Origin of the sequence: Microbulbifer flavimaris (assembly GCF_001641755.2) — a bacterium.
Lineage (GTDB): Bacteria > Pseudomonadota > Gammaproteobacteria > Pseudomonadales > Cellvibrionaceae > Microbulbifer > Microbulbifer flavimaris.
The window spans coordinates 22,153-38,346 of sequence record NZ_LRFG02000004.1 but is presented as its reverse complement, the minus strand read 5'-3'; the positions used below and the strand labels follow the sequence as shown (position 1 = coordinate 38,346).

The 16,194-nt window shown below is 59.9% G+C and carries 10 protein-coding genes; 3 read left to right on the top strand and 7 right to left on the bottom strand.

Annotation, left to right across the window (positions count from 1 at the left end; all coding sequences use genetic code 11):
• Positions 1-63 precede the first annotated feature (63 nt).
• Complete coding sequence (locus AWR36_RS11620; protein ID WP_141398527.1) at positions 64-690, bottom strand: DUF2799 domain-containing protein; 627 nt, start codon at positions 688-690, stop codon at positions 64-66.
• Positions 691-1,037: 347 nt separating this feature from the next.
• On the opposite strand from AWR36_RS11620, the gene AWR36_RS11615 reads away from it, so the two are divergent.
• Both AWR36_RS11615 and AWR36_RS11610 read left to right on the top strand, forming a co-directional pair.
• The gene (locus AWR36_RS11615; RefSeq protein WP_067085104.1) at positions 1,038-2,480 is read left to right on the top strand and encodes an amidase; all 1,443 of its coding nucleotides are present in this window, start codon (positions 1,038-1,040) and stop codon (positions 2,478-2,480) included.
• On the top strand, positions 2,477-3,676 hold the full coding sequence (locus AWR36_RS11610; RefSeq protein ID WP_067085102.1) for a pyridoxal phosphate-dependent aminotransferase: 1,200 nt from the start codon (positions 2,477-2,479) through the stop codon (positions 3,674-3,676). Before AWR36_RS11615 ends, AWR36_RS11610 begins: the two co-directional genes overlap by 4 nt.
• A 1,014-nt stretch (positions 3,677-4,690) precedes the next feature.
• Here the strand turns inward: AWR36_RS11610 and AWR36_RS11605 are convergent.
• The gene (locus AWR36_RS11605; RefSeq protein ID WP_067085100.1) at positions 4,691-5,074 is read right to left on the bottom strand and encodes a SpoIIAA family protein; all 384 of its coding nucleotides are present in this window, start codon (positions 5,072-5,074) and stop codon (positions 4,691-4,693) included.
• Positions 5,075-5,314: 240 nt separating this feature from the next.
• Entirely contained in the window at positions 5,315-7,285 is a 1,971-nt protein-coding gene (locus AWR36_RS16435; protein WP_067085098.1) for a S8 family serine peptidase, read from the bottom strand.
• 1,060 nt (positions 7,286-8,345) lie between these two features.
• Here AWR36_RS16435 and AWR36_RS11590 point away from each other — a divergent pair.
• Positions 8,346-9,752: a mannose-1-phosphate guanylyltransferase/mannose-6-phosphate isomerase gene (locus AWR36_RS11590; protein WP_067085093.1), complete on the top strand. Its 1,407-nt coding sequence runs from the start codon at positions 8,346-8,348 to the stop codon at positions 9,750-9,752.
• A gap of 442 nt (positions 9,753-10,194) precedes the next feature.
• Here AWR36_RS11590 and AWR36_RS11585 read toward each other — a convergent pair whose 3' ends face one another.
• From AWR36_RS11585 to AWR36_RS11565, 4 genes are all read right to left on the bottom strand, one after another.
• Positions 10,195-10,737, bottom strand: a complete 543-nt coding sequence (locus tag AWR36_RS11585) for a helix-turn-helix domain-containing protein (RefSeq protein ID WP_067085090.1) — start codon at positions 10,735-10,737, stop codon at positions 10,195-10,197.
• A 1,097-nt stretch (positions 10,738-11,834) separates the two neighbouring features.
• Entirely contained in the window at positions 11,835-12,713 is an 879-nt protein-coding gene (locus AWR36_RS11575; RefSeq protein WP_067085084.1) for a hypothetical protein, read from the bottom strand.
• Between the two features lie 592 nt (positions 12,714-13,305).
• The gene (locus AWR36_RS11570) at positions 13,306-14,700 is read right to left on the bottom strand and encodes an O-antigen ligase family protein (RefSeq protein ID WP_067085081.1); all 1,395 of its coding nucleotides are present in this window, start codon (positions 14,698-14,700) and stop codon (positions 13,306-13,308) included.
• A gap of 971 nt (positions 14,701-15,671) precedes the next feature.
• Positions 15,672-16,133 carry a hypothetical protein gene (locus AWR36_RS11565; RefSeq protein ID WP_067085079.1) on the bottom strand — a complete coding sequence of 154 codons (462 nt, stop codon included), beginning with the start codon at positions 16,131-16,133 and terminating at the stop codon, positions 15,672-15,674.
• Between the last annotated feature and the right edge of the window lie 61 nt (positions 16,134-16,194).

The following is a 16,194-nucleotide window of genomic DNA, read 5'->3' as shown; positions in this document are numbered from 1 at the left end:
AATTACCGGCAATAAAAAACGCGCAGTATCCGCTGCGCGCTTTTCAATTCGACAACCCTGGCTTTATTTGTAGGGCGTGCGCATCTCCACCTCGTGGAATGCCGCTTCCCTCAGCACCAGCTCGTGTTCCATCTCCTCGATCTCATGGCCCAGCTCCGTATGGCGGGTCTTGAGCCGGGCGATATCCGCCAGTAGCTCGATGCGCTCTTCCTTGGTCGCCTCATCGCTTACCAGGTGCGCACTCATTTCGGTGATGTCGTCGAGGATATGTTCGCGCTCGTTGTGGGCGCTCTCGATGGCGTTGGCAACTTCATTCACTGCCCGCTGCGCCCGGTACAGTTCGCGCCCCGATTCGTAGCCCACCAGGAAGACACCTTCCAGGTCTCGCGGGCAGACACCGCCGTAACTGCCGCCGGCGCGGCCAATGCGATATCCGCGCATCTCGGTGCAGTACAGCTCCAGCCCCTGATCACGACCCGCCCGGTAGGCATTGGCATCCGGCTGTACACCGTGATCGGCACAGGCCTGGCGGCGCTTGCCCAGCATGGCCACGGTCTGGCCGGCCGCGCCGTCCTCGTAGCCGAGGGTGTGCCAGTCGGCGGTGATGCATTCCTCTTCACTCATGGTGGCGCAGCCGTTCAGTAGCAGCGCTGCGGTCGCCAGCATGGCGACTCTCTTGGCGGTATTCACGAGTTTTCCTTTCCCCAGTAACCGTGATGATCAGGGCGCCTAAGGTATCGCAATGGGGCTGACTACAACCTGAAGAGAATCGGTGAATTGTGATGCCTGTCGCAAAATTTGCGGAACCTGATGCTGGCTTGATGTGCAGTGTGACCGGATTGCGCCCCAGAGTTCCCCGTTCGACGCAGAAGTCCGAGCCCTGAGCGTGGGTGGCGCCTTATTCATCTGGATGGTGAAAATCGGGGCGTCTGGTTCAACAACAACAAGCCCGAAAACGCGCCAGTGAGTACTAGGATAGGGGGGCAGCTAAAAAGAACAGACAGCTTATACAGCTAATAAGGAAAGAGGACACGCGGATGAATGATTTCGTCGCCATGACCGCTCTCGAATTGCTCCAAGGCTATCGGGACAAATCATTTTCCCCCGTTGAGGTCACCGAGGCACTGCTCAAACAGATCGAGCGGTGCAACCCTGCCGTCAACGCCTACAACCTGGTCGACCGGGACACCACCCTGCAGTTTGCCCGCGCCTCCGAGCAGCGCTATCAGTCCGGTGAGACCCGCGGCCAGCTGGATGGCGTGCCCGTGGCGATCAAGGACGTGTTCCTTACCCCCATGTGGCCCACCCTGAAGGGCTCCAAGACTATCGACCCCAAATCCACATTGGACAAGTCGGCGCCTGCCGTGGCGGCACTGGAGCGCAACGGTTACGTGCCGCTGGGCAAGACCACGACGCCGGAATTCGGCTGGAAAGGCGTTACTGATAATCCTATCGACGGCGTCACCCGCAACCCCTGGAACCCGGACAAGACCGCCGGTGGTTCCAGTGGTGGCAGCGCCGCGGCGGTACCGCTGGGCATGGGGCCACTGGCGCTGGGCACTGATGCCGGCGGTTCCATCCGCATCCCAGCAGGTTTCTGTGGCCATGTGGGCCTGAAGCCCAGCTTTGGCGAAGTGCCCCACTGGCCTGCCAGCCCCTTCGGCACCCTCGCCCACGCCGGCCCCATGACCTGGACCGTTGCCGACTGCGCGTTAATGATGAATGTGCTCAGTGAGGCGGACGACCGCGACACCAACGCCATTCCCCGGCGCGGGATCGATTACCTCGCGGCCATCCGCGGTGAACCCGGTGAATTACTGAAAGGGTTGAAGATCGCCTTCAGCGCCACGCTGGGCTACGTGCAGGTGGAGCAGGAAGTGGAAGAGAGTGTGCGCAAGGCCGCGCACTTGCTGCAGTCCCTCGGTGCAGAAATTGTGGAGGTAGCGCCCGGCTTCGACGATCCCCTGGCGCCATTCGGCCACCTCTTTTACGGCGGCGCTGCCAATGCCCTGCGAGACCTCAACAAGCGCCAGCGCGGCCTGATGGATCCGCAGCTGGTAGCGGTGTCGGAAAAAGCCGCGCAACTGTCCATGCTGGATTACCTCGGCGCCGTCAACGAGCGCATGGCACTGTGCGAGCGGATGGTCAGCTTCCATCGTAAATATGATCTCCTGCTCACACCCACGCTGCCGATTACCGCCTTCAAGGCAGGGCGCGAGGTGCCCGAAGACTGGCCCAGCACCCGCTGGCCGTCGTGGACACCGTTTACCTATCCGTTCAACCTCACCGGCCAGCCGGCGCTGTCGGTACCCTGTGGTTTCTCCAGCGATGGCCTGCCCATCGGCCTGCAGATTGTCGGCCGCAAATTCGAGGATGCCCTCGTAATGCGCGCGGGCCAGGCCTACCAGCTGGCAGCGCCACTCACCGACAAGCGTCCCGAGCTTTTTTATGAAAATGCGGCTGAAGGGGCGCAGGCGTGAGTCGGCTGGATTTTGATTTCTACGAGTCCGAGGATCCGGTCTGGAACCCGGCACTGCTGACCATTCCGGTGCCCGGTATCCGCAAGATGGTGAACTTGGCGGCCACCATGGACGATGTGATTCACCTGTCCATCGGCCAGCCGGATGCGCCCACGCCGCCCCATGTGATCCAGGCCACCATCGATGCGCTGGAGGCGGGGCAGACCGGTTACACCATGGATGCCGGGTTGCCTGAACTGCTGGAGGCACTGGCGGAGTACAACACCGAGCGGTATGGGCGGCCAATCTCGCCGGAAAACATTCTCGTCACCACCGGCGCTACCGAGGCTATTTACCTGGCTCTCACCGCCGTGTCCGCGCCGGGGCGGGAATTTATCGTGCCGGATCCGTCTTTCATGCTGTACGCACCGTTGATCCGCATGAATGGCGGCGAGGTGAAATACATCCCCACACGGGCGGAAAACAATCACCAGCTGGACCCTCAGGAGGTCATCGATGCGATTGACGGCAACACCCATGCCATCATCCTGAATTCCCCCAGCAACCCCACCGGCACTGTCTATCCGCGAGAGACAGTAGAAGCCATTGTGCAGGAAGCCGCCTATCGCGGTATCTATGTACTGAGCGACGAAGTCTACGATCACCTGATCTACGACAACCGCGATTACGCCAGCGTTTTGTCCTGCTGCTCAGATCTGGATCACGTCATGATCATGAGTAGCTTTTCCAAGACTTTCAGCATGGCGGGCATGCGTATTGGCTGGCTGATCGCCAGCCAGGGCGCCATCCGCAAATTGCGCCGCTACCATATGTTCACCACCACTGTTGCCAATACCCCCTGCCAGTGGGCCGGGGTGGCGGCACTGCGGGGTGATCGCTCGTATGTGGACAAGACCATCGAAACCTACCGCCAGCGTCGCGACCGACTCGTGCAACTGGTTGAACAGACGCCCTACCTGGAGGGTTACACCCCGGAAGGTGCTTTCTATCTGTTCCCCGCCTTGCCAGAGGGGGTCAACGGCAACAACGTCGCCCTGCGCATGTTGCGTGAGACCGGCGTCTGCACCATCGCCGGCGATACCTTCGGCGAATCCTGCCGCAATGCCATCCGCATCAGCTACGCCACCTCTATCGAAAATATCGAGCAGGCGTTTGAGCGGATTATTCCGTGGATGGAAAAGCAGGATTTTGGCTAAAGCGGAAAGGGTGTGAGTGGATCTCGGATCAAGTCCGGGATGATGAGGGAAGGGCCGACCCCAGCTTTATCGTCATACCGGCGCAGGCCGGTATCCAGAGTCCACTGAGTGTGCCACCACCGAAGAGCTGAATGGTCTTCCAGTGCAAATGGATTCCGGATCGAGTCCGGAATGACGACAGTGGTGTGCTTCAGTTTGTCGTCATGCCGGCAGGCCGGTATCCAGAGTCCACTGAGTGTGCCAGCACCGAAGAGCTGAATGGTCTCCCAGTGCAAATGGATCGCGGATCGAGCCCGGGATGACGACAGTGGAGTGCTTTGGGGTTGTCGTCATGCCGGCGCAGGCCGGTATCCAGAGTCCACTGAGTGTGCCAGCACCGAAGAGCTGAATGGTCTTCCAGTACAAATGGATCCCGGATCAAGTCCGGGATGACGACAGTGGAGTGCTTTAGGCTTGTCGTCATGCCGGCGCAGGCCGGTATCCAGAGTCCACTGCGTGTGCCCACCCCGCAGAGCTGAGTGGTCTTGCCGTGTAAATGGATCCCGGATCAAGTCCGGGATGACGACAGTGGTGTGCTTTGGGTTTGTCGTCATGCCGGCGCAGGCCGGTATCCAGAGCCCACTGGGTGGGCCCGCGCCGAAGAGCTGAATGGTCTTCCCATGCAAGTGGATCCCGGATCGAATCCGGAATGACGAAAGTGGTGTGCTTTGGGTTTGTCGTCATGCCGGCGCAGGCCGGTATCCAGAGTCCACTGAGTGTGCCAGCACCGCAGAGCTGAATGGTCTTCCAGTAGAAATGAATCCCGGATCGAGTCCGGGATGACGACAGTGGTGTGCTTTGGTTTTGTCGTCATGCCGGCGCAGGCCGGTATCCAGAGTCCACTGGGATTGCCCGCGCAGCAGAGCTGAATGGTCTTCCAGTGCAAATGGATCCCGGATCAAGTCCGGGATGACGACAGTCGTGTGCTTTGGGTTTGTCGTCATGCCGGCGCAGGCCGGCATCCAGGGCTGAGCTTCAGGCCAGCTGTGCGACACCGTCCACCAACCAGGCTGCTGCCTCGTCCTCCTCATCCAGGTCAAACGCCTTGATCTCCAGTCCCGGAAACAGCTTGCCCTCCAGTTCGGCAACCGTCTGCAGCCAGTCGGTGTCGGTCAGTATTGCTACCCGGTCGTAGTGCGCCATGGTGCGCAGCAGTTCCGGCAGGCGGGAGAACTTGATCACCATGGCCCCGAAACTCGGCAGGTGAAAATCCCGGATACGATACAGCATTCTGCCCTCATCAATACCTTGTGAGAGAGCGACAAAATCGTCCAGGCCTTTTTCCATCTCTTTGCCGTTCAGGTCGCCGGAAAACTCGATTTCGAGTCGGTTCTCTCCGTGCTTTTTGATACTCAGCATTTCACATCTCCTTGTATCGATTGGAGGTTAAATTGGTGCCTCCGGGGTCAGATATGTGGATATTACCGGTAGCTACCACAGGCGAGTTGATCTGCATCAACAGCCGTTCGACATTGAGTATTGAGGAAAAGTCAGCCCGGCGTCGGATACGTTGATCATGTCTGACAAGAGCGCAGGCTGTCAGCAAGAGAAAGGGGCGCATTGCGCCCCTTGTGTTTACTGAAAAATCAGGAAGCTAAATCAGTTGCTGCTCCAGTAGGCATCCAGCTGCACGCCACTGGCGCCACGGCGCCTGGCTTCCAGGCCGATGTGCCAGGTACCGGCTGCCGGATTGGTGATGGTGCAGCTTTCGTTGTTGCCACCACCGCCATCCTTGCAGTCGTAAGTCGAACGGTTAGGGTTGGCACCAAAGCGCACGTAGAGGTCCACATTGCCGCTACCGCCGGAAGTGGAAACATCCAGGCTTGTAGCACCTGCGGGTACCTCAATGGTGAAGTACTGCCACTCATCCCGCCCGAGGTTGATATTGGTCTGCGTAAAGCCGTCACTGGTGGGGCCACCGCTGCCATCAGTGACCGTGACAGACTGGGTATCGCTATCGGTCGCGCCATCGTCATCGGTGACGGTGAGGGTGACCGAGTAGGTGCCCGCTGCGGCGTAGGTATAAGTGGGATTCTGGTCGGTGGAGGTACCGCCGTCCCCAAAGTCCCAGCTATAACTGACGACGCTACCATCGCTATCGGAGCTGGCATCGGTAAAGGTCACGAACAGATCGCTGGCACTGAACGTGAAGGCTGCGGTGGGAGCCTGGTTGGTGGGTGTACCGCCACCGCCGCCTACCGCATCGATGGCCGCACTGGCATCGATAATACCGGTACCACAGCCACCGCTACAGGCGCCTGGCAGTGGGCGGGCAGTGGATTTCAGGGTGCTCTCCACCTGGGCCGGGGTCAGGCTGCTGTCGGTGGCATAGAGCAGGGCCGCAGCACCGGAGACGTGGGGGGCCGCCATGGAAGTGCCCTGATAATAGGCATAGCTCTCATTGCCCGGGCTGGTCAGGCCGTCGTTTAAAGTGGAAGCCACACCGTGATCGCTGGCGTACTGCAGGTCACCACCCGGCGCACTCAGATCCACGATGGAACCGAAGTTGGAGTAGTAGGCCCTGGCCCCAAAGCGCTCGGTGGCGGCTACTGAAATGACATTGTTACAGCTGGCCGGGCGGAAGCCGGAGGCATCGGCATCGCTGTTGCCGGCACTCACCACCACGGTTGCGCCGTTGGCCACGGCGGTATCGATCGCGGCCTGGTAGGTGGAATCACAGGCACCGCTGCCGCCCAGGCTCATGTTGATTACCTGAGCCGGGTTGGCATTCACCGGCACCCCGGCAACACTGCCACCGGAAGCCCAGACGATACCGTCGGCAATATCGGAAAGGTAGCCACCACATTTACCCAGTACACGTACCGGGACCACTTTCGCATCGAACGCGACCCCGGCAACGCCCTTGCCGTTGTTCGTCACCGCAGCGACAGTACCGGCCACATGGGTGCCGTGCCAGCTGCTGTCCCGGGCCGGGCTCAAGAAACTGCACTCGTTGAAGCTCACCGCATCGCCCGGGTCGCTGGCATCACCGTCGCGGCCGTCGCCGTCGTTGGACACGAAGGTATCACTGATAAAGTCATACCCGGCCAGCATGTTGGCATCCAGGTCTGAGTGGAATACGTAGCCGGTATCCAGTACCGCCACGGTGGCGCCGGTGCCGGTCTGCTTGTCCCAGGCCGCCTCCAGGTTGATGCCGCCGGTGGGCTCGAAGTAGTGCCACTGGACGTTGTAGGAAGTATCGTTGGGCACGAACTGCGGCTGCATCAGCGCATCTTCTTCCACCGATACCACGTTCGGGTCGGCTTCGAGTGCCGCCATGAATTTATCCAGTTGCGCGGCCGGCATGCGTTGGGTCAGCCGGTATACCTGCCGGTCGCGCAGCGCCATGCCGCGCACATGGGCCAGGTTCACACCGCCGCGCGCACCAAACGCCTTGGCCTGTGCCGGCCAGTCGCGCTGTTGCGTGTCACTGTATTGCACGATGATGCGCTGCGGCACATTGGAATAGTCTTTGCCTGCAGCAGCAGTTTGGCTGCTGAAAGCGGCAGCGCCGAGGGTAACGGCGAGCGCAGCAGCAGTAATGCGGGACCCCTGTAGAATGGATTTCATTCTTATTGTTCTCCCTAGATTTGCGTTGGAGTGGGTAGGTGGTGGGTACACCAAGCCCAAGGTTGGCGAGTGGCGTCCTTACCTGCGGCGTTGTCCGGCAGCCATTGCCCGGAGACTCTGGGCAGGAGGGTTGCGGAGATAAACGCCGGCATTCAAACCTTTTTCCAAAGCCTGCGCCCGATCAAGCGGAAAAAGCAAAAAACGAGAGGTGGTCAGCAAGACGCGGTGGATTCTGGTGACACCTTCGGGGAGGCTGTCGTCAGTGTCATCCGGGGCAGGAATTGGACCCCGAATCAGGTCTGGCGCGACAGCAGGGGATTAGCTCTCCTTCATCGCCATACCGGCGCTGGTTAGTATCCAGAAACCACCGAGCACTTGAAGCTGTTGGGGGACTGGATCCCGGATCAAGTCCGGGATGACGGCTGTGGGTGGTCAATCTCTTGTCGTCATGCCGGCGCAGGCCGGCATCCACAGACCGCGGGGGTTCACGCATCTCCACAATTGGATCCTGGATCAGGTCCGGGGTGACGAGGAGGGCTTTAATGTCCTTGTCGTCATGCCGGCGCAGGCCGGCATCCATAAGCCACTGAGCCATCCAAACCTGCTGTGGCTCTGGACCCCGGATCAAGTCCGGGGTGACGAGGGGCAATTTTACAGCCCACATCGTCATGCCGGCGCAGGCCGGCATCCACAACCCTCGGGGCTTCTCGCATCTCCACAATTGGATCCTGGATCAGGTCCGGGGTGACGAGGAGGGCTTTAATGTCCTTGTCGTCATGCCGGCGCAGGCCGGCATCCAGAAACCACAGAGCACCAGTACCTGTCAGGGGGCTGGATCTCTGATGAAGTCCCTGGTGACAAAGGTGGTGCTTGTTTGTTCAGCTGTCATGCTAGGACAAGATAAAGTCCCCCAAGCGCCGAAGTAGCCACTTACCTGCACGTGCAATCCTCTCAGCGATCAGTAAACTAGGCGCCCTAATTCGCGTAATGCTGCCTCGATCAAAAAACGATCAAGATTTGTGCGGCAGTCCTCCAGAGAAGTAAAAAAGAAGGTAATGGCATGATCCTGCCCGTCATCATGGCCGGTGGTTCCGGTTCTCGTTTGTGGCCCCTCTCCCGTCAGCTCTTCCCCAAGCAGTTTTTGCCCCTCACGGGCGAATCCACCATGCTGCAGGAAACCTGTGCGCGCCTGGAGGGCCTCGAGCACCAGCCGCCGCTGCTCATCTGTGGTGACGACCACCGCTTTACCGTGGCGGAGCAGCTGCGGGAAGCAAAGCAGGGCCACAGTGGCATCGTGCTGGAACCGGCCGGCCGCAATACCGCACCGGCAGTGGCCCTCGCGGCATTGCGCGCAACAGTCGGTAGCGAAAGCGACCCGCTGCTGCTGGTACTGGCGGCTGACCATGTGATCCGCGATGTGGCTGCTTTCCAGGACGCAGTGAACAAAGCCATTCCTCATGCCGAGCAGGGCAAGCTGGTGACCTTCGGCATTGTGCCGACAGGCCCGGAGACCGGCTACGGCTATATCCGTCGCAATGCCGATGGCGACACCGCCTTCGCCGTGGAAGAGTTCGTCGAGAAGCCCGACCTGGCTACCGCTGAGAAATACGTAGCCAGCGGTGATTTCTACTGGAACAGCGGCATGTTCCTGTTCCGCGCCAGCCGTTACCTGGAAGAACTGAAAGCCCACCGCCCGGATATGCTCGCCGCTTGCGAGAAGGCCATGAGTGGCGCGGCCGTCGATATCGACTTTGTGCGCCCTGCGGCGGAGAGCTTCCTCGCCTGCCCGGATGACTCCATCGACTACGCCGTGATGGAGAAGACCCGCGATGCCGTCGTGGTACCCATGGACTGCGGCTGGAGCGATGTGGGCTCCTGGTCGGCGCTGTGGGAAGTGTCCGACAAGGACGACAACGGCAACACTACCCGCGGTGATGTGATCCTGCAGGACTCCAAGGGCTGCTACGTGCAGAGCGACAGCAAGCTGATCGCCACCGTCGGCTTGGAAGATGTGGTCGTGGTGGAGAGTGATGATGCCATTCTCGTCGCCGCCAAGGACCGCGTGCAGGACATCAAAAAAGTAGTGAACCAGCTCAAGGCAGAGAACCGCTCCGAAGCGCAGGTCCACCGCAAGGTTTACCGCCCCTGGGGCTTCTACGATTCCGTCGATGCCGGCGACCGTTTCCAGGTGAAGCGCATCGTGGTCAAGCCGGGTGCCAAGCTCAGCCTGCAGATGCACCACCACCGCGCTGAGCACTGGATCGTGGTCAGCGGTACCGCCATGGTGACCAATGGTGATAAAGAGATGCTGGTGACCGAGAACCAGTCCACCTATATCCCGCTGGGGGTGACCCACCGGCTGGAAAACCCGGGCTCCATCCCGCTGGAGCTGATCGAAGTGCAGTCCGGCTCTTACCTGGGCGAAGACGACATCGTGCGCTTCGAGGACCAGTACCAGCGCGCATAAGGTCCGGCTCTGCCTTCTTGCCCTGTGAATCTGGATCCCGGATCAGGTCCGGAATGACGAGGGCGGACTTTACCGCCCCCACCGTCATGCCGGCGCAGGCCGGCGTCCGTAAGCCACTGAGCCATCCAAACCTGCTGTGGCTCTGGACCCCGGATCAAGTCCGGGGTGACGACAGTGGTGGAAATACCCTCCGTCGTCATGCCGGCGCAGGCCGGCATCCACAGACCGCGGGAGTTCACGCGCCTCCACAATTGGATCCCGGATCAGGTCCGGGATGACGAGGGCGGACTTTACCGCCCCCACCGTCATGCCGGCGCAGGCCGGCATCCATAAGCCGCTGAGCCATCCAAACCTGCTGTGGCCATGGACCCCGGATCAAGTCCGGGGTGACGACAGTGGTGGAAATACCCTCCGTCGTCATGCCGGCGCAGGCCGGTACCCGCTACCCTGATTTTTTCGGGGATTTCTTGGTAGCGCTCTCCCGCGGTTTGCTGATCTCGCCATAGTCCGCCAGGCCAATGGTGGACATGGTGCTGAGAAACTCCTTCGCCGAGGGGCCTCTCAGGCGCCGTACCGCTCCCATCATCTCATCGACTTCCCTGTTCAACGCCATCGAGTTTGCCTGCCAGATCAGGTCCGACAAAATGTGCTGGGCCCAGACCGTCAGAAAGGCCCCGTTGCGCCGGGACAGGTACTCGGTGATCAGGCACACCGCAATGATGTAATAGGGGCTGTCTTTTTCGATATAGTCCGAGGTGATGATGCCCGGCGCCACGGTAAAGTTGGGCTGCAGGCGCAAAAACTTCAGCAGTGTCTCCAGCTTGGGGCTCACCTCGCCAGTCTCGTATTTCGACCACGCATTCTTCGACACGCCCACCTTCCTGGCCACCTGCTCCTGGGTCATGCCGTAAATTTCCTCGCGGACATGCTTGATATTCTGGCCGATCCGCTCATTTGTCGGTGTCTGTGCCAAAGACAGCTCCATTCCATGTTTTCTTGGACGGAACTTGAATCTAGACCATTCCACGAAAAGCCGCGGTCGGTAGAATTCTCCGCTCGCCAGGACCGCCGCACGCATCCCGTGGTGGGAAGCATTGCAACTCCCGGAATGCGGCTGTCATGGCACCTGGAGTTGGAAGCCATCCCTCTGAATCGCGTTTAACCGCGCCCAGCCGCGTCAGTCCTCTAGCGCCCAGCTAATCGCTAGCATACTGATCGCGCCGGAAGAGAGGGGAACTCACAAGCCGGGGGGCAACTTGCCGTTGCCGGTAGGGGCCCCGGGTGGATGTCGGGCCGGGTATCAGACCCTTTGGGGAGGGTTGCCGGGCATCCCTGGTGTTTCGAGAACTGGGCATCCTGATCCAGGTATTGAATGTAATGGACTACATGCCAGTGATCGGGCTCGCGCCCGATATGGTCACTGGCGTTTTGCAGGGATGCTCTTTTTACCGGGCGGAGCGCTCGGCAAAGTTTGTAATGCTTCAACAAGTGCCTTGCGACACCACAATCCTGTTTACCACACCGAGTTCCCGCTAGCAGCTCCGCAACCGACCAACAACATGCTGGACAGCCGGCGTATTTTGGGAAACCGGTACTGAACAGCGGCACCGAAGTAACGCACTTTAAGAGGTGCTGCGCGAAGTCCTGCGGGAAAAGCATACCCTGCCAGCCTGAGTTGCTCGCTAAACTGACCTCTTGTCGTGCCAGCCCCGAACTGTATCCAGGGGCTTTGCGCCAGCCTGCGGCTGTAAGAGTGGATCCCGGATCAAGTCCGGGATGACGACAGTAGTTTTGTCTGCGGTTCTTCGTCATGCCGCCATAGAGCCTGTGCCGGACTTGATCTGGTACTGGTATTCATAACGCTTGAACCAACGCTGGCTATGGAAGTGGACCCCGGATCAAGTCCGGGGTGACGATGGTGGTGGAAACACCCTCCGTCGTCATGCCGGCGCAGGCCGGTATCCATGTTCCCCTGAGCCAGTCGCCCCGGAAAGGTCAGAATCTGCAAGTAAACCGAAAGTCGGTAACGCCGGAAACAAAAAAAGGCCCCGCAGGGCCTTTTTTACTGGAACCGAATAAGTATCAGTTCTTTGACGGGCACTTGTCGTCGCAACCGCCGGCACCAGTCACTACCGGCGGCAGTGTGGGCAGGGTGGGTACGGCGCGGGTGCGGGCAGTGGCCAGCGGAGTAGCACCCGCAGCAGTAGCGGGGGAGACAGTGCTCGGCTCTGCACCACCGGCAATCGCTGCGGCAGCGGCATCGCTTTCATTCACACCAGCGGCTACCGCGGCATCAGTGATTTCCTTGGCCTGGTCAGGGTTGGCGGCCACGGCATCGGCGATGATCGCATCGGCGTTTTCCGGGTTGGCAGCAATGTCTCGCTGAACCTGCTCACCAATGCTGAGCTGATCGCTCGCTGCGTCTTCTTCCGCGGGCATTACTACCAGGTCCTGCTCGGCAGACTCTTCTTCGGTATCCGCCATGGCCAGCTGCAGGCTCTCCTCATTGCCAGCCTGCTCCGCTTCGGCTTCTTGCACGGCAGCAGCCAGGGCTTCGACCATCGGCTCTTCTTCAGTTACCGGCGCGGGCTCCCGGGCGACCGGTGCAGGCTCTTTTTCTGCCGGTGCTGCCACTGCCGGCTTGCTGTTGCTTTCGGTCTCGTTCATTGATTGGGCCACAGCCGGCTTGACGGCCTGAGCGGGTTCCTTAGGCAGTACTGCAGCTGCTTCCGCTGCTGGAGTGGTATCGGCCTCAGGCTCGGCCACTTCTGCAGCAGCCTCTGTAGCTGTTTCTTCAGCTTCCTCTGCAATTTCTTCTTCAGCTGCCACTGCGGCTTTGTCTTCCGCGAGCACTTCTGTGGCTTCTTCAGTTTTTACTTCTTCGGCAATTTCTGCCTGAGCGGATTGCTCCTCACTGGGCTCGCCATAAAAATATTCATAAGCGGTGTAGGCTACCGCCACAACTAACACTGCGACCCCCAATGGCCCCCAAAAAAACGTCTTCTTCATTCTGAATCCCTTGTTGTTGTCTTTCAGAAAGTTCCCCAATGAAGCGGATGATTGTACTGGCAATAATAAAAATAGAAAGAGCGCACACTATCGCCGTGCGCGGTTACTAGTAATTATTTTGTCACCTACCGATAAAGGTAAAAAAATGGTGCAAATAACGGTGTGCAACGGCGCGTGCGCATGGCATCGGTGCGGAGAACGGCAAAGCTGGTGAATAAATCCCCATCATCACAAGCATGTCTGTTAGGAAATGGGTTACAGGTCAGAAGTTTGGCGAGGAGGATGGTGAATGCACTCGCAGCGCGAAGAGCAGGCAAAGGTAGCCTTCCACAACCGCCCGGGTTTCGCTCCCCTCGCCACTGGATCCCGGATCAAGTCCGGGATGACGACGGTGGTTAATAACTCCCCATCGTCATGCCAGCGCAGAACCTGTACCGGACTTGATCCGGTAACGGCATCCAGCATTCACAAAAGCTGAGTGCGGTAAGAAGGATGGATAAGAAGGGGCGGTAAGGGGGATGGGTAAGAAGAAGTCAGTAAAAACTTACTTCTCGACCTGCATAAACCGCGCCTGCCAGGCCAGCGCCAGGCACAGCAGAAAATAAATCGCCGTAGCCGGCGCCTGCAGGTGGAAATCCGTCAGTAGCATGATCAGTTCGGCAATGATCGCCATCACCGCCGCAAAGGCCATGCCCTGCATCAGGCTGTCGCGCCGCTGGCGCAGGGCGCTGAAGGCGAGGGCCAGGCTCCACAATACCGCTACACCCAGCAACAGTGTCGCCGGCAGGCCGAACTCGATGGCGAACTGCAGGTAATCGTTATGGGCCAGGTCGTAGTATTGCTGTATGTCTGGCCCCTTCACCATAGGGAAGGCAGAATAAAAACCGCCGCCGCCGGTACCGGCCAGCGGGTACTGCTCGATCAGACCCAGCCCGTCCCGAACGACTTCGTCCCGGGTTTCCTGGGTGAAGCTGGTGTTTTCTAGCTTATTTTTTACCCGCTCCAGCCCGAACCAGCTGCCGACAATAAACATATCAATGGCGAGCAGGCTCGCCAGCAAAACCGTCAGGCTGCGGCTCTTCTTACGGATCAGCAGCAGGCCCAGAACACCGGTGATGGAGAGACTGACAAAAAACGCCGTATTGGGCATGCGCGAGTGGGACATCACCAGACCGATCACCATCATCGCCAGGCACAGGCGCACCACCGCCTTGCCGTTCATCAGCGTGGCCAGCGCACCGCGCAAGAATTCCCGCACTGAGCCTGCCCGCTTGCGGGACAGGCTGGCAATCAGCAGGCCGGTACCAAAGCACAGGCACAGCACCAGGAAGTTGCCAAAGTGATTCTTGTAGCGGAAACCGCCGGTAGCAATATCGCTGTTAGGAAAGCCCAGCAGCCAGGTCGTCTCAGAACCGGACAACGCCAGCAGCACCCCATAAAACGCCTGGAAAGTGCCGGTAATCACAATCACCAATGCGGCCAGTTTCAGCCGCCGAGAGGTATTCACCAGTGCCAGGGCCAGAAACAACAGGCACCAGTAGCTCAAGCCTTTAAGTAAACCGATACGGGTTTGGTTCGGGTCGAGGGAAAGGGTGCCGGTAGCAATCGCCGGGTCTGCAGCCAGGAAGTGCGCCGCCCGCTCCGGGGAGATAGCTTCCAGCCAACCGATCGGCAGCGGCAACACCTGCAAACCCACCCACAGCTGGAACAGCGCAAACAGCCCCAGTAACGGTGCATAGGGCCGGAGAGAATGCAGGCGTGGTGCGTAGGCATTCACCACCAGCCAGCCACCCAGCAGCGCAAATGCCCACACTTCCACCAGTGACCAGGCCCAGGGTCGATGCGAGCCCAGCGGAATCGGCAGCCAGAACAGCAACGCCAGAAAGGCATAAAACAGGCCGCGCTCGAGGCGCTGGATGCGGGGGCTGGCTTCAATCATGGGAGGAGTGTTGTTCGTGTATCGCTGTTGTTTTTCTATTCGTGTGAACAATAAATAGTTTGTACAAAAAAGAGGACTCTCTCGCTACGCCTTACCAGTGTTTCCCTTCCGTCATCATACTGGAGCAGGCCGGTATCTAGCACCCACCGGGCCATCCAGACCTGCGGTGGCTCTGGGCTCCGGATCAAGTCCGGGGTGACGACAGTGGTGCAAACACCCTCCGTCGTCATGCCGGCGCAGGCCGGCATCCATAACCCACCGAGCCATCCGGACCTGCAGTGGCCATGGACCCCGGATCAACCCCGGGGTGACGACAGTAGTGGAAACACCCTCCGTCGTCATGCCGGCGCAGGCCGGCATCCATAAGCCACTGAGCCACCCAAACCTGCTGTGGCCATGGACCCCGGATCAAGTCCGGGGTGACGATGGTGGTGGAAACACCCTCCGTCGTCATGCCGGCGCAGGCCGGCATCCAGCACCGACCGAGCCATCCAAACCTGCAGCGGCCATGGACCCCGGATCAAGTCCGGGGTGACGATGGTGGTGGAAACACCCTCCGTCGTCATGCCGGCGCAGGCCGGAATCCAGCACTGGGTTGGCATCGACGTGCTGTGGGGCCGCCCAGTGGCCTGTGGACCCCGGATCGAGTCCGAGGTGACGACACAAGTTATTGCTGTGTCGTGTGGTCGGGCTGCCCCTTCCATCGTCATACCGGCGAAGGCCGGTATTCAGTACTGGGCTATCAAAACCCTCAGTGGTCTGTGGATCCCGGATCAAGTCCGGGATGACGACAGTGGTTATTGTCGTGTCGTGTGGTCGAGCCGTCCCTTCCATCGTCATACCGGCGCAGGCCGGTATCCAGATACCTCTGCGCCCGCCGAACTACAGGCACCCGGCCCCAACCCAACATTATCCCCAACCCAAAACAAGAAAAGCCCCTCGCGGGGCCTTTCCTTGGTACACCGTAGTGATCAGTTGTCAGAGGCAGCGTCGTCACCACCACCGCCGCCGGCACCGGCGATCGGGGGCGGGGAGCCGCGCAGGCTGCCCGGTGCTACACCGCTGCGGCCCGGAGCCAGTGAAGAGCGGCCTGCAGCAGTCGCCGCAGAAACCGTGCTCGGGTCGGCGCCACCGGAGATGGCTGCAGCAACCGCATCACGGGGTTTCATGCCGGCGGCAACGGCCGCATCGACAATTTCCTGAGCCTTGTTGGGGCGCGATGCAACCGCAGCAGCGACAATCGCTTCCGCCTCTTCCGGAGCAACGGCCAGGGCTTCTGTTACCGCAGCTTCAACCGCAGTGCCCTCGGCAATCGCATTGGCGATAACCTGGTTCATGGTGTAACCGGCTTTGATGTATTCGGCTACGCCCGCTGTGGCGACACCACTGAGCAAGCTCGCGCCCAGTGCAACCCCCCAAACCGCCTTCTTCATGGTGGCTCCTTTTTGATCTTGTGGTATTTCCCCAAAGTTGCGCCTGATTGTACCGGCCCTA